The organism is Bacillus sp. FJAT-45066, assembly GCF_002335755.1.
GTDB classification, from domain to species: domain Bacteria; phylum Bacillota; class Bacilli; order Bacillales; family Bacillaceae_I; genus Bacillus_CD; species Bacillus_CD alkalisoli.
Genome location: NZ_NISQ01000001.1, coordinates 3,397,621 through 3,413,787, shown reverse-complemented (window position 1 = coordinate 3,413,787; position 16,167 = coordinate 3,397,621). Strand labels below are relative to the sequence as shown.

The 16,167-nt window shown below is 33.3% G+C and carries 14 protein-coding genes; 1 reads left to right on the top strand and 13 read right to left on the bottom strand.

The window, feature by feature from the left end:
- Positions 1-276: 276 nt before the first annotated feature.
- From CDZ92_RS17220 to CDZ92_RS17160, 13 genes are all read right to left on the bottom strand, one after another.
- Positions 277-1,314 carry a glycosyltransferase family 2 protein gene (locus CDZ92_RS17220; RefSeq protein WP_096156440.1) on the bottom strand — a complete coding sequence of 346 codons (1,038 nt, stop codon included), beginning with the start codon at positions 1,312-1,314 and terminating at the stop codon, positions 277-279.
- Positions 1,315-1,319: 5 nt separating this feature from the next.
- Positions 1,320-2,378 (bottom strand): glycosyltransferase family 2 protein, encoded by a 1,059-nt coding sequence (locus tag CDZ92_RS17215; protein WP_096156439.1) that lies wholly within the window; start codon positions 2,376-2,378, stop codon positions 1,320-1,322.
- A 36-nt stretch (positions 2,379-2,414) separates the two neighbouring features.
- On the bottom strand, positions 2,415-3,614 hold the full coding sequence (locus CDZ92_RS17210; RefSeq protein WP_176483799.1) for an O-antigen ligase family protein: 1,200 nt from the start codon (positions 3,612-3,614) through the stop codon (positions 2,415-2,417).
- Between the two features lie 91 nt (positions 3,615-3,705).
- Positions 3,706-4,629, bottom strand: a complete 924-nt coding sequence (locus CDZ92_RS17205; RefSeq protein ID WP_096156437.1) for an ATP-grasp fold amidoligase family protein — start codon at positions 4,627-4,629, stop codon at positions 3,706-3,708.
- A 124-nt stretch (positions 4,630-4,753) separates the two neighbouring features.
- Positions 4,754-5,881 (bottom strand): glycosyltransferase, encoded by a 1,128-nt coding sequence (locus CDZ92_RS17200; protein ID WP_096156436.1) that lies wholly within the window; start codon positions 5,879-5,881, stop codon positions 4,754-4,756.
- A 97-nt stretch (positions 5,882-5,978) separates the two neighbouring features.
- Entirely contained in the window at positions 5,979-7,100 is a 1,122-nt protein-coding gene (locus CDZ92_RS17195) for a glycosyltransferase (RefSeq protein WP_096156435.1), read from the bottom strand.
- Positions 7,072-7,971, bottom strand: coding sequence for an NAD-dependent epimerase/dehydratase family protein (locus CDZ92_RS17190; RefSeq protein WP_096156434.1), 900 nt, complete (start codon positions 7,969-7,971; stop codon positions 7,072-7,074). Before CDZ92_RS17190 ends, CDZ92_RS17195 begins: the two co-directional genes overlap by 29 nt.
- Positions 7,972-8,604 (bottom strand): sugar transferase, encoded by a 633-nt coding sequence (locus tag CDZ92_RS17185; RefSeq protein ID WP_096156433.1) that lies wholly within the window; start codon positions 8,602-8,604, stop codon positions 7,972-7,974.
- Between the two features lie 989 nt (positions 8,605-9,593).
- Complete coding sequence (locus CDZ92_RS17180; RefSeq protein WP_096156432.1) at positions 9,594-9,962, bottom strand: pilus assembly FimT family protein; 369 nt, start codon at positions 9,960-9,962, stop codon at positions 9,594-9,596.
- A gap of 82 nt (positions 9,963-10,044) precedes the next feature.
- Complete coding sequence (galU, locus tag CDZ92_RS17175; RefSeq protein ID WP_096156431.1) at positions 10,045-10,929, bottom strand: UTP--glucose-1-phosphate uridylyltransferase GalU; 885 nt, start codon at positions 10,927-10,929, stop codon at positions 10,045-10,047.
- Positions 10,930-11,111: 182 nt separating this feature from the next.
- Positions 11,112-12,938 (bottom strand): polysaccharide biosynthesis protein, encoded by a 1,827-nt coding sequence (locus tag CDZ92_RS17170; RefSeq protein ID WP_096156430.1) that lies wholly within the window; start codon positions 12,936-12,938, stop codon positions 11,112-11,114.
- A 660-nt stretch (positions 12,939-13,598) separates the two neighbouring features.
- Positions 13,599-14,300 carry a CpsD/CapB family tyrosine-protein kinase gene (locus tag CDZ92_RS17165; protein WP_303621593.1) on the bottom strand — a complete coding sequence of 234 codons (702 nt, stop codon included), beginning with the start codon at positions 14,298-14,300 and terminating at the stop codon, positions 13,599-13,601.
- Complete coding sequence (locus CDZ92_RS17160; protein WP_096156429.1) at positions 14,293-15,027, bottom strand: YveK family protein; 735 nt, start codon at positions 15,025-15,027, stop codon at positions 14,293-14,295. Before CDZ92_RS17160 ends, CDZ92_RS17165 begins: the two co-directional genes overlap by 8 nt.
- A 436-nt stretch (positions 15,028-15,463) precedes the next feature.
- Here CDZ92_RS17160 and CDZ92_RS17155 point away from each other — a divergent pair, with 436 nt between their 5' ends.
- Positions 15,464-15,919 (top strand): hypothetical protein, encoded by a 456-nt coding sequence (locus CDZ92_RS17155; protein WP_096156428.1) that lies wholly within the window; start codon positions 15,464-15,466, stop codon positions 15,917-15,919.
- The last annotated feature ends 248 nt before the right edge of the window (positions 15,920-16,167 follow it).

Here is a 16,167-nt window from a genome sequence, read left to right as displayed (position 1 = left end):
TCTTATCTCTATATTTTGCTCTTTTTGGTGAGTAGAGCTTAGGTTAGTATGTTATTTCACAGAATCCATTTTTTCTCCAAGTGTTGTTACATGTTACCATATCCAGAATTAGGTTTTATTACCAACAATACTCTACAATAATGACTGTAGTAGAATGTTAATAGTTTTTCAAATTTCTATTGATTTACTTGAATAATTATATTTGATATAAACTCTATATTCGTTCTACCAATTAACACCTCTCAATTATTTATAATAATTTTAAGTTGTATTACATTATTTCTTCCTTAAATTTGCACTAAGCAGTTTTTTAAACTTAATAAAATGAAAAAATATAGATGGAGAAATTAAGAAGAAATTACTATAGAAAGCAATTCTATTAAATTCTTTTCTAGAGTTATACATCATCCTTTTCATCTCGTTATTTAAATCTGGAAATTCATCATCTATCATCTTCATTAATATATTAATATTACTTAAATTAGAGTTTTTGATATGTGACTCAATATTAAAAAAATAGTTCCCTATAATATTATATTTTTCTATATGTTTTACTATCTCGCTTAGTTCTAATTTATTCTCTAAAGAGTTCTTCATAAATTCGTTAGCTCTTCTCATTGCATTTATTGAATCATATTTTTTGATGTTGGAGCTATTCGAAATAGAGGATGGCCTTTGAAGGTAAAAGGATAATGTATCATTTATAAAAAAAACTTTTTTTGCTTTAACTAGTACCTTTAAGTTAAATTCTTGATCCTCCCCGTTGGAACATCCCTCAGTATATTTAAACTCATTATCAAACAGAAACTTTTTCTTATATGCTACACTTCCTGTCCAGATCTTAACCTTTTCTTCAAGAATCATATTTTTCAGTAGATTAATACCAGAAATGCTTTCAAACGAGATATTATATTTATCGAAATAATTCATTATTACTCTATTATCTTCGTCAACTATATTAAAGCCCCAACAAATAACATCTGGTTGTTCATTCTTAATACAATTACATACCAATTCGGCAAAGTTTGGTGCAACATAATCATCTCCATCTAAAAAAACAACATATTCCCCTTCAGCTTCTTCTAATCCATAATTCCTTGCTGAACTCACTCCACCATTTGTTTTTTGTAATATTTTATATGGGATTTTACTATTAACTAAGATATCTTTAGCTTTTTGAAATGTATTATCAGTCGAACCATCATCGATAATAATAATCTCAAAACCGTAACTTTTTTGATTAAGAAGTGATTCTAATGTTTTATTTATATAGTTGGTTACATTATAAGCTGGTATAATTACACTAAGTCCCATAAGCTTTACCTACTTCTCTTTGAATATTCTAGTACTATTCTAAAAATCGAATTAAGTTTTGCAGCAATTAAAGTATAAATAATTATAGAATTATAATAATTATTTTTTAGGAAGTAAATTGGTAGCTTATTTACTAACTTTATTTTTGAATATTTTATATAGGGAATTGCTTCTAGAATTAAATCCTCTTTTTTTAAATTCACCAAAAAATTTATTTTTTCTTTTTTATTCAATTTTGCCTTGGCTATGACATAAAAGTAATTAATTATAATTTCCAAATAATAATTATAAAATAATATATTATTGGCTTCATTATCATATTTCTGCTTCTTTAAATAAGTTAGCACTGTTTCTCTAACGATAGTAACATCCTTAAAAAATCTTTTGTTCACTGTTGTTGTAATACTACCAGAAGTTATTCTATAGTTATATAAACTTTTGTCTAAGTATACAATTTTATTCGAATTAACAATTAATGGAACCGACTGTAAGAGATCCTCTCCGCTACTTATACCCTTAAATGGTCTATAATCTATTTCATCCATAATTGAGTGTTTCACAACTTTACATACCAGATTATTCAATTCAGAACTTGATAATATTTCCCTAAAAAGTTCTTCTTTGTTATTTTCATCAAAAATTGCTTCATTATGAAAAACTGAATGAGCTTCCTTAATAAATAAATTTTTTTCAGAAACCCTACTATACTTAAATATTACCAAATCGCAATTAAACTTTATAATAGCAGAATAAACCATCTCTAAGAGGTTATTATTCCAATAATCATCCGAGTCAAGAAATAATAAATATTCCCCGGTTGCTTTTGATATAGCATTTCTTCTTGACATCAATAAACCTTGATTTTCTTGATTAAACACCTTAATTCTTTTATCAGCTTCTGCATATTTGCTGCATATAAAGCCGCTAGAATCAGTAGAACCATCATTAATCAATACTACTTCAAAATTCTGATAAGTTTGTTCCAATATTGAGTCAATACATTGCGATAAAAATTTTTCTACGTTATATACCGGTATTAAAATACTAAACATTGGTCTACTCATTTTTCCCTCCCATTTTATAGGTAGTACATGTATTAGTTAAATTTTAATGCCTTCTTTCCTCTCATTTTCATTAATCAAAAGAAGGATAATCAATAGTATCCATAATACTGGACTATTTATCATAACAAATGCAACTTCCATAATAAAAAAATGAACAATACAAAAAAGGGTCAAATAAAATGCTTTTGATTCTTTGTTCTTTTTATGAATTCTGTAACTATAGCTTAGAGTTTTAACATAAATATAATAATAAAATACTAGTCCAAACGATCCTAGGGAGACAAGTAATTCTATATAGTTATTATGAGAGTATGTCCCAAAGGTACTTGCAATACTATAATTATCAATCCCATATCCTAAAAAAGGTTTATTTTTAAACAACTCAATACCAGTATAAATCATATCCTTACGGATTAAAAAACTTGCTTCCTCAGAATCAACCAATCTTTCCATAGCATATAAATTGCTATTTGTTGTAATCAAGTTACCCGAATTAACACTAACCATAAATATTGCAGATAATATCATAGATGATATAATAAAAAACTTAATGTACTTAGGTAATACTGAGTTCATTTTCCCACTAGTTAATAAAAAGTATAAAAATACTAAGACGGAAGCAATCAATACTTTCCTACCACCACTTACAATTGGTGCAATTATCAAAGCAACTATAACAATATATGTTGTAAATCTATTAAGTTTAGGATAAATTCTATTTAGTTCCCATATTATTGGAGCTAGAAAAACTACGTAAAGCCCGTATATGTTAGGATTTTGAGCAACTCCAGCTCCTCTTGCTACTCCCAAAACATAATATTCATAAGCTGCAGTGACAGTTAAGATAACAACACTTAAAATCAACGACTTTTTTATTCCATCTAATGCAATGATTTTATTATGAATTAATATATATATAATTATTGCACCTAAGAAGTAAACTACAATCCCTACCGTTCTATTAAGAGAAATACTTACGTCAAGAGCCCAGCTATTACTTAAAATAGTGATCACAATAAAAGGCAAGGTAGAAAGTATTATACGTTCAATCTTAAAATTGAATCTTGTTATAAGTAATAAAAAGACGAAAGATACTGCTAAAACAAAAAATAATATCCTATTAATGATATACAACGAATCATGTGATGTAACTGTAAAAAGTGATACAATATATATAATGACTAATAAATCAAAGTACCTTGTAAGCAGATACTTATCATTAAACTTATTATTCACTCTACACCTCCCTTTTTGTATTCCACAAATACAAAATATCCCACGCTGTCAAAGCAATTGCTTTTTCATATAAATAATAAAATTAACAGTGTTATTTATTATGATTTTTTTCGTTTAATTCCGTTATATCTAACCAATCACCAAAATATTTATCATAACATTCTGGTTCAAACTTTTCCCACCCACTGAAATGATAAAATGTTAGTTCTCCAAAGTAAACTTTGCCGTTTACATCATAGAAATCAACTCTTACATGTGGGAACCCTTTTGATAGTTTTTGTGCTAAACTTTTCATTTCATTAAAATTTTTTGGTTTTTTTATTGGTTTTTCGGCATTGGGGTAATGTTGCATAAATGGCATATGATTAAAGTCCATGTCAAAAAAATCAAATCTAGTATCAATTCCTCTATCAGATGCCACGAACATTGCCTTAACTTCTCCATTAAAACAAAAGAATTTATAATCCCTTAGTTCTTTGTCAATCTTGTCTACCATATATTTTTCAGCAATAACTCTAGGTTTGATATCTTTATATATCCACTCACGTTGCCCCCAAAAATAATTACGGTTTAAAGAAGTACGGATTTTCTCTTTTGCTTTTTTAATATCTAAACATTGTTTATCTTTACAGACTACAACACCACCAGAATCATGAGTTGACTTTAAAACAAATTCTTTAGGTAGTTTTTCAAAATTAACATCGTCTATACTATCCCATACGCCTATTAACGGTATTAGATACACTTCTCCGATTTTTTCTGCTATATATTTTCTAACTTCGTATTTATCTACATACTTTGAGTAGTTAGGATTCCTATCATTTAATTTTAGCCATTGGATTTTCTCGTTATATGTTTTAGGTGAGTCTATATCTAGTTTTTTACCCATTTTACACCAATAGGCAATTTTCAAGTACGTTTTATCTCCTATTTGTCTAAAGAAACCTCGATTCCCTAATATCATAAATATATTTTGAGGCCTTTTAATAACTTTAATTATTTTTTTTAAGCTCATGTTATAACTCCTCTATTAACATATAGTAAGAATCCTATTGAGATTACTCATGTATTAAATTTCGGATTTCTTACTTGAATTCTATTCCTCACATACTATTTATGCCTTTGAAAGTATTAAAACTTTATTTCTTCACAAACGGTTTATTCATTATTGCCCACTCATAGAATTCTCCATATTTATTGCTATTTGATTGAGCACTAAAGTTTTTCTGTATAAAATCAGAGGGGTTTTTTCTTAAATTCTTTTCTTTTAATATAATGTTATTAACAATATCTTCAAATTGCATTTCATTATTTAGCTCAAAAAAATTAGCTAGTTGCATATCCTTTTCAAAGATTTCCTTATGTTGCGGTATACCAGATAGAACTAACTCTAATCCACATGAAGCAGCTTCCAATACGGCGTTCGGTAGCCCTTCAGATTTTGATGCAGATATAAAAACATCAGAAGCATGTAAATAATCTATTACATTATCCACATTTCCTCTTACTGATATATATTCTGATTCATACTCCTTACAATGCTCAAATAAATAACCATCCCCAATAAAAATTAATAAGACATTTTTTTTCATTTCAAGTTTTTTAAATGCCTTAGCAATAAATAAAGGATCTTTTCTGTCTATTAGGCTACCAGAGGATATGAAAATGAGTTTATCTTCTGGTAGATTTAAACTCCTTCGTACTAATTGTTTTAACTCCGGTTTATGCATATATTTAGAAGTATCCACACCATTTTGTATATAGTACAGTTTTTTCTTAGTTTCTTGTTCATACATTACTTTAATAGATTTTGAACAACAAATAGGGAAATCTGTATTATTAATTGCCCAATTATTTAGAGGAACCATTACTTTAGTATAAAGCTTGCCGTACGAGCTTTTATAATCTAACTTTGCATAATTTCTGATCGTACTAATATGAATTATATTCGATAAAAAACAGCAACTAAAATCAGCGGCTAATCCACTACTATGCACTAAATCAAACTTACTTGATTTACAGTACTTTACCAACTTATAGGTAGTTTGTAAGTAATTTTTATTATTAGGAACATCCAGTGAATCTATAGCTATTCCTAGCTTTTTAAACTTATCTAAATCGCTTTTTTTACTTTCACTAAAAAGTGTTAATAATCGAATCTTAAACTTTTCCTTGTCTAAATGATTTATTATTCCATACAACTGATTAGTGGGGCCACACTTAATTAATGAGGAGACCACAAACAAAATATTAATTTGCTTCTTCACTTATTGCTCACTCCAAACTTCTTAACTAGACATAAAATAATATTCAATTTTTATGACTTATACATTTAGATACAAAACTCTTATAATAAAACTACACTTACTTTATATAATCAAGGATAGTAATAAATTTCGAATTAAATGCTTCAACAGATAATTCCTCATTATATAATTTTCTACAATTATTTCTATTTATTAATAATCTATAATTAATAATAAACCTTTCTAGTTCCTTATCCATGTTGCTAGAATTTATATTTATACCAACTTTATATTTATCTACAAATTTAGAAGTATCTTCTTGAATATTGTTAATAATGGGTAATCCATGTTGGAAATAATCTATAGACTTCATTGTTAAACCAACACAAACACTTTCTTTCATTATATTTAAACCGAAATGACATTTATCAAAAATATCTTGCTTTTCTTGTGAATTATAAACCTTCCCATGATATACAACCTCTGCACCTGCAGCTTTAACTGCTTCAATTAGCGTCTGCCGACTTTCCCCATCACCTATTATATGAAGTGTAACCGGCTTAATTTTTTGTATATCCTTTATTATTTCTCTTATTTTAAGGATATCAATGATGTTATTTATAGATCCTAAATAACAAAGATGTATCTCTTCTTCACTTAGAAGAGGGTTGCTAATTACCTCAATATCTTTTTTAGCAAAATAAACAGTTTTTGTTTTAATTTCACGAAGCAGATTTCCTAAAACCAATTGATATAAATCGCATTCAGTAATTACTAAATCTGCATAATTTAAACTTTTATCTCTCATAAGCTTCCAAAACGTGAAGGGGGGAAATTTCTTCATTTTGCCTATAGGCATAGTTTCAGGCCAAAGGTCTATTATATCAAATAACAACTTCACATCTTTGAACTTTTTTTTATACTCTGCAGCAAACTTCGCTAAGGAGTTTGGGGGGACAAATACGTATAATAAGTCTGGTTTGATTTCTTCTACCACCTTAAATGCATCATTCGCAAATCTATAATGCGAAACTAACCTTGCTATAGACATGTTCTTATAGTAAGGCTTTGAATTAATGAAAATAAAACCATCTTTCTTTTCTTTTCTGTGTATTTTCTTAAAATGTCTAAAATCAGACTGGATAACTGTTACATCATAACCATTATCTTCGAAAAACTCATGAACTAAATCTACTCTATCTTCATAAGTATCAAAGCAATTTACTATAACCGCTTTCATCAGAGTCACTCTCCAATTCAGTTGCTTTTATTGATTCCCTAAAGTCTTTTATTCTATAATTTATATGTGTATAATTGCTCATAGACTTTTCATAGACTAAATTACCAAACACTTTATTTATCAGACCAACTTTATACCCAATCAATTTTAATAAAGGATTAAACACTCTTGTTAATTTAATCTTCTTTCCATGAAACTCAGCAATTAACTTAACCATTTCGCTGGTTTTAACATAATCGTTATTTTGAGGGAAGTACAATCCACGTTCTTCACTTTCAATTATCAAGCGAAGGAACTCACACAAGTTATCAATATAAAGCATGCTACGCTGATTTTCAAAGTCAGGAAACAAAGGAAGTATTTTAGCAGCATTCGCCAATTTAAGATAATTACCTTTCGAACCTTTACCATATATCATAGGCGGCCTTATAATTACAACCTTAAATTCATCATTCTCTAAAGCCTTTATACCTTCTTCTGCTTGCAGCTTACTATTGCCATAGAAGTTACTAGGTGTAGGTACTGTACTTTTATCTATGACTCTTCTTCCGCTACTGCTATCACCATATACAATGATACTACTCATAAAAATAAACTGCTTAACTCCTGCAGCTTTTGCTTTTTCTGCAACTTCAATTGTAAGGTCACGATTCACATTATAATATAGTTCTTCCATCTTTGGATCGGATGAGACATGTGCTATACCAGCTACATGTAATATTGAATCATAACTAGCGAAGACTTTTTCTTTCCATGATTCATTTCGTAAACTTATAGAATCTATAAAATACTTATTAGGGTAACTTTGCACCCATTTTTCAAAACTTTTACCAACATAGCTATTTACACCAGTTATTAAAATCTTTTTCATTTAATTAGCCTTCCCCTTAGTACTAGCAACTTCTTTCTTAGCCTTAGTTCCAGTCCCGCCCTCAACAACTCCATCACTCTTTATTACACTAACAATTGTTCCAAAGAAACATTTAACATCCATCCACAATCCAATGCTTTTAATATAATCTCCATCTAACTTGGCCTTCACTTCAATAGGAAGTTCATCTCTACCATTAATCTGCGCCCACCCCGTTAATCCCGGCGGCACATCATTAGCACCGTACTTATCACGTTCAACAATAAGATCATACTGATTCCATAACGCAGGCCTAGGCCCGATAATACTCATCTGTCCAACAAAGATATTCCAAATCTGAGGTAGTTCATCCAATGAAGTTTTTCTCAAGAATTTCCCCACCTTTGTAATATATTGCTCTGGGTTATCTAATAGGTGTGTTGGTGTGTCCTTAGGAGTATCAATTCTCATCGTACGGAACTTTAAGATATTAAAATGCGTTTTGTTAATTCCAACACGCTTTTGTTTGAATAGGACAGGGCCTTTTGATTCTAATTTAATACCCAAAATTAGAATTAAAAAAATAGGGGACAGTACAATCAACCCTATCAATGAAAGAACAATATCTATTAACCTTTTAATTTTCATGTACATCTCTGTTACACTCCTTGAAAATATTTTTAGTTTGTTAGTACTTAACTGGAACGCTCACTCCAACCAACTACTAACCTACTAAACTCATCTATTATCAATAGCCACCTCGCATTTTTTATCTATTATGAGAAATAGATAAAAAAATCAACATGTTGTATCATTTATTATTTTAAATTATATTTTAATACTATATATTGTGTTTTTATTATTTTTATAAATTTGTGTCAGCTTTTTTAATCCATTTAATATATTAGTACTTAGTATGATTATACAAAATGGATAAAATCAATATATTGTGTTTAATTTATACTTTTTCGCATAATTTAATACTACATATTGTGTTTATCTATATCCGATAGCCACCTCGCATTAAATATGCAATATGAGAAATAGATAAAAATATCAACATATAGTATGTTTTTCTGTTAAAAACCCAATTTCAATACTACATATTGTGTTTTGTTATCAATTTCCGATACTCACCTCGTACCGAATATTCAATATGAGTTATAGATAAAAAAATCAACATATAGTATGTTTATCTATTGTAAAATGAATTTCACTACTACATATTGTGTTTTGTTATCAATTTCCGATACCCACCTCGTAGATAATATTCAATATGAGAAATAGATAAAAATATCAACATATAGTATGTTTCATTGTTAAATACCTATTTTTGATACTACATATTGTGTTTTGTTATCAAATTCCGATACTCACCTCGTAACCCCTATTCAATCAACAACATTCAATCACAAAGTAATTTCATTTTTACACTAATCTCAACCATGTTTCTTCCTATTTCTTCCTATTAAACTACCATTCAATCAAACCTTAAAAACTACCAAAAACACTCGGAACCCTTATCCCACAAGGTTTCCAGCACCTTATCTGATTACGATAGTCAGTTCCCCACCACCATTCAATAATAACAAGCCCGAAGGGCGGTACCGATCTTGACGTTCACCACCCTATGGCTCTCAACACTAGAAATACGGCACATCCTCGTTCTCGTCACCAGAATCCGCATCAGAATGCTCACTACAAAGAACATCCCCATCCAAATAACTAATAACTCCACCAACAGGACAAATTTCCTCCCCAAACTCCATCATACTCTGCTCAAAAATTTCAGGTTTATGTTTCAATCCAACCAACACTAACTCTCTCTCATAATACCTCTTCAACTCTAATCTATTAGCAACACAAACATCTTCCCTAGAATTTTCAATCAAGCCGAAAACCGCTGGAACAGCGATTGCGGATATGATTGCTAATATCACTAGTGTTGCCAATATTTCAACTAGAGTTAAACCTTTACTATTACACATATATCTAATTTTACTTTTCCACAAAATAGATCTCCCCCTAAGAAAATAACTTCCTTATGCAGATCTAAGATGCAGCAAGATATTTTTCAAACCCGAAGGGTTGCAATTACTTAAGAGAAACTTTAGAACTCTCCACCATCTCCACCAAAAACGGCAACAACTCTTCCCTCAACTTCTCATCCCTCATCGCAAACTCCAACGTCGTCTTCACAAACCCAATCTTCTCCCCAACATCATATCGCTTACCTTCAAAATCATAAGCAAACACACGCTGAATCTCATTCAACTTCTGAATCGCATCCGTCAACTGAATCTCTCCACCAGCACCAGTCTCCTGTCTCTCTAAAAACATAAAGATTTCTGGTGTTAAAATATAACGCCCCATTATTGCAAGATTAGAGGGAGCCGTACCCTGGGCGGGCTTCTCTACAAAATTATCCACTTGATAACTACGACCATTCTGAACTGAAGGATCAATAATCCCATACCTATGTGTTTCACTCTCCGGCACAGTCTGCACCCCAATTACAGATGATAACGTCTTATCATACTCATTCATCAACTGCTTCAAACAAGGAATTTCCGCTTGTACAATATCATCACCTAATAATACTGCAAATGGCTCATCCCCAATAAACTTACGCGCACACCACACAGCATGACCAAGCCCTCTTGGATCTTTTTGACGAATGTAATGTATTTCTACCTTAGAAGAAGCTTGTACTTTTTCCAACAATTCAAACTTCTCTTTTTCCATTAAATTCTGCTCAAGCTCAAAAGAATTATCAAAATGATCCTCAATCGCTCTCTTACCCTTACCAGTAACAATAATAATATCCTCAATCCCAGAAGCCACAGCTTCTTCCACTATATATTGTATCGTAGGCTTATCAACAATCGGCAACATCTCTTTCGGCATCGCCTTCGTTGCTGGTAAAAACCTCGTCCCTAAACCAGCAGCAGGAATTATCGCTTTACGAACTCTCTTCATATAATCCACACCCCAATGTTAATCATCTTTTCCTAAAAAGTAGCCCGAAGGGCGATAGCTAATATTAACCCGAGAGGGTTAATATCTCTCATCTAGTCCCTCTAAGCTCGAAGAACCTAAACCTCTTCCCCATCAAACCTATTAATTATAAACTTTAAGTATTAGATCTTAGTTGTTAGCTGTTAGGCTTGAAGTTGTTTTTTAGCATTGATTTCAAACCTATTATTCGCCAACCCCAACACATACTCCTGAACTTCCGCACTACTCATTTCCGAATAATTATTAACCAAGTTATCCACCAAATGCATCGGAATTAAAGTTGTCTTACCAATAAATATTTTCGGGAAAATCGCATCCCCATGTACTTCACCTTCGCCCAACAACTCTTCATACATCTTCTCCCCGGGCCTAATCCCAGAAAACTCAATCCCGATCTCATCCACTGTATAACCAGAAAGCTTAATAACGTTTTTCGCAAGATCAACAATCTTAACCGGTTCACCCATGTCTAAAACAAAGATTTCTCCACCACGTGCCAAAGTCCCAGCTTGAATCACCAACCTAGAAGCCTCCGGAATCGTCATAAAATACCTCGTCATATCCGGATGCGTAACCGTAACCGGTCCCCCAGCCTGAATCTGCTTCTTAAACAAAGGAATAACACTCCCACGACTACCAAGCACATTCCCAAACCGTACCGCAACAAACTTCGTCTTACTAACCTTAGCTAAGTTCTGAACAACCATCTCCGCAATCCGCTTAGTAGACCCCATCACATTCGTAGGATTAACCGCCTTATCCGAAGAAACCAAAACAAAAGTCCCGACGCCGAAGGTGTCACAAGCCTCAGCAACATTCTTCGTCCCAATCACATTATTCTTAACCGCTTCAACAGGATTGTACTCCATAAGTGGCACATGCTTATGCGCCGCCGCATGATACACAACATCCGGCTGGAACTGTTCCATCACCGAAAACATCCTCACACGATCCTGAATATCTCCAATTACCGGAACAATATCAATCATCTCTCCATACTGCTTCCTTAACTCCATATCAATCAAATAAATACTATTCTCCCCATGCCCAACTAACACAAGTCGCTTTGGTGAGAAACTACTTATTTGACGACAAATCTCCGAACCTATCGAACCACCAGCACCAGTGACCAACACTGTCTTACCAGTAATCGACTCCGAAATACTCTCCATATCCAATTCAACCGGCTCACGACCTAACAAGTCTTCCACTTGAATCTCACGGAAACTATTCACCGACAACTTTCCTATTAATATATCCTCAATCATCGGCAAAATCTGAGGCTTAATTTTCGTCTTACTACACTCTTCAAAAATTTCATTCAGTTCCTTTTTGCTTAAAGAAGGAATCGCAATAATAATACTATCAATCTCGTAATCTACTACAGCCGATTCTATCGCATCTTTCCCTCCTACTACCGGGACACCAAGCACCTGTAGCCTATGCTTTCTTTCATCATCATCCACAAACGCAACCGGCTCCATATCTGCCTCTGCATTTTGCAACAACTGACGAGCAACCATCGTCCCAGCCGCTCCTGCTCCAACAATCAACACTCTCTTCTTATCTTTACGCCTACGCATAAACGTATCGCGATACATACGCCACGAAAAACGCGATCCACCTATTAATAACACGTGCAACATCCAAGTAATCATCAACACTCGAACGAAAATATCACCAGTAAACATAAACTGAAGGACACCTGTAATTGATACGGAAAACGTAACTGCTTTCGTAATCGAAATTAACTCTCCAACACTCGCGTACTCCCAAGCCTTGTTATATAGCTTGTATCCATAAGCAAAACAATGATGCCAAATTAACAATGTAAGAGAGCTCATTAATAACGTATTCGATTGAAACACATTAAAATGTGGATTCAACAACCAAAATCCAATATATATAGCAGATATAACAATTAAAGAATCAATAATAATAAGTAATGATAGCCGTTTTTTGTACGTCATCACAATTCCTCCTTTTCTTCCATTTATGAATATGTAATGAAAATGAGACGTGGACCGAAGGACCACCTCATGCTTTTTTTATGGTGTTAGGCGTTAGCTGTTAGGGGTTAGCTGTTAGGGGTTAGAAAGGCAACATCAGGTATAGGTTTTCAAGACCTAACCAACTATTTATCTTTGTTGTAGTTCTAACGCTTCCTGGACAGGAGGGACAGGTAACATTGTCCACTATCGTTGACAACGTACCAGTCCCTCTGTCCACTTCGCTTGTTTGGTTTAAAAGAAAAGATGTGATTACTAAGTTGGTTTGTTAATAATCACATCTTTTCTTTTAAGCTAATAGGTGTTAGGCGTTAGTTGTTAGGTGGTTCGGTTTTAAATTAACCTAACACCTAATAGCTAACGCCTATCACCTTAAAAGGGCATTTAACCCCGCCTCACATCATCCCTATGACAACGTAATGCGTCTAAGGTAAATGAATACCCATCGGGACAACCGAGTGCCTCCGTTGATAAAGGTTAGGAGACATTACCTGGTTTTCGTTCTTCGAGCCTGGATACTATATTCGATGCACTTTACACCTGTCTAGCAACATTCGACTAATTTCGACATAGGTACTTTTACCTATTTTCGTATTAAAAAATAGGAGGGGTATGGAGACCCTATTTCCCCCCGTAGTAATAATAATAAGAACTATCTTTCATTTTCTTCTTATTTAATACAACCCCTAGCAACTTTGCTTTTGCTGCTTCTAATAACTCCTTAGATTTCGTAGCAGACTCTATTTCAGTCGAACTACTTGCTACTACTAATATTGTTCCATCACATTTATTAGCTAAGATTTGTGCATCGGTAACCGCCAACACCGGAGGAGTATCAATAACAATAACATCATAAATATCTTTAGCAGCATTTAATAATTCATCCATAGCCCTTGAACTTAACAATTCAGCCGGGTTAGGAGGGATTGGACCACTCGTCAAAATATCTAGATTTTCCACCTTCGTCATTTCCACTGTTTGAATGAGTACAGACTGTTTTGTTAAAACAGTCGTTAACCCTTTAAAGTTGTCTATTTGAAACGTGTAGTGTGCTGTAGGTTTACGTAAGTCCGCATCAATATATAGTACTTTTTTTCCCTGTTGCGCGAACACGACAGCCAAATTACCAGCAGTCGTAGACTTCCCTTCACCAGGGCCACTAGAAGTAACCATAATTGTGTGTATGTCGCTATCCACAGAAGAGAATTGTATATTCGTACGGATTGTACGGTATTGTTCCGAAATTGGTGACTTAGGTAACAAATGAGAAATTAAATGACGGCTTGTTGAATTATTAGTTATATTCTTCTTTCTCTTAAGCACTCTTCTCACCTCTTAACCTTGATTTCCTAGCTTCTTTTGCCACTTCTGCTAGTTCATCTTCTGAAATAACAGTAATAACACCCAAGACTGGTAAGCCTAATTGATTTTCTACATCTTGTTCGGATTTAACTGTATTATCTAAGAACTCCAATAAGAATGCTAAGCCGACACCAGCCATTAATCCTACTACTAAAGCAATTGCCATGTTTAGTTGAGGATTCGGTTTTACCGGAGACGTGCTTGCTGTTGCTTCCGATAAAATATTTACGTTGTCTACGTTCATCAGTGAAATAATTTCACGTTGGAAAACAGTTGCCGTTGCATTCGCAATTAATGCAGCCATTGCTGGGTCTTCATGTTCAACTCTGATGTTTACAACTTGAGAGTTGTTCGCACTACTAACGGTAACCTTTGAGTTTAAAGATACAGCTGTTTCTCCCCCACCAACTTGTTCACTTACAATGGAAAGAATAGCTGGACTTTTAATGATTTCGTTATATGTGTTAATTAATTGTAAGTTTGATTGAATATCCGCTGAGCTATACTGACCAGTCTCATTTTTTGATTGGTTTACTAGAATCTGTGTAGAAGATTGATAGATTGGTGTTAATACGAAAAAACTCACCATTCCACTTACTGTTGTCGCGATGATCGTAATTAACATAATTAAACTGAGGCGCTTTCGTATCGTTTGAAATAATTCTTTTAAACTAATGGTTTCTTCCATGTCGACCCCCGTACTTTCTTCTAAGTTTTCGATTTTATATTAGTTAAGGATTTTTTCCTTTTTTTACACACAAAGAATATTATAAAGAAAACTTTGTCATATATCTATAGTGTAAACCCAATTAGTTTGTAAGAAAAGATATATTTTTGTTGAAAACGGTTGTAAGTTTTGACATATTACTCGGATTTTGTCGAATGAGTGTCGAAGTATGTGTAGGGTGGGGTCGTGAGACCTTGTAATTGATTTTTTATGATTTCTAAGCGGGATGCCAGATCCCCTGTTTTAAAGATTGCTTAGTATAAGTATTTTTGTTTCAATTCTAATTCTTCGTAAGGAAGTCAGGCCCCTGGTGGTGTAATAGATGGGGAGACAAACTCATACAATGAAGTAATTATGTTTGGTGAGGAGAGGTTTTCATCTTATGAGGAGACGACGGTTGGGGAGACGGCAAAGTCCTTTGCCACTTATATTGATCGGTTTGGCAATTGTGCTGTTAGTTTTTTCTTTTGCGAAGTTGTTTCAGACCGATGGTAGGAAAGCAGAGCATGTGGTGAAAGAATTTTATAAACACGAACAGCTTCAACAGCATAGCCAAGCGTGGGAATTATTACATCCAATTGTGCAAGATAAATTTCCCAAAACGAATTTTATTCAAGACCGCAACCACGTCTTCTTCGGCCACTTCGGTGCAGAAGCATATTCTTTCCATATAAAGAATAGCGGCAAAAAGAAAAACTGGCGCGCCGTCAAAGACGGAGACGTACTACATAACGCCCACCACTTCACAGTAGAAAAAGAATACCGCGGCAAATACGGACACTTCTACTTCATCCAAGAAGTATACGTTGTAAAAGAAGAAGGAGAATGGATGATTGTGTGGGATTTCAAATAGTGGCGTGACAGGAGGGACAGGTACCATGTCCACTACCCCATTGACACGGCACCAGTCCCTCTGTCCCGCTTGGTTATAATAGGAACTGGTTTAAATAATAATGACTGATTAATATATTTCACTAACAAATTCAGCTGTTGATTGGAGCGAAATCCGAAGACTCCTGCGGGAATAGAGCGAAGCGTGAGACCCCACAGGCGGAACGCCGAGGAGTAGGTTTTTTCACGACAGTGAAAATAACCTTCCTT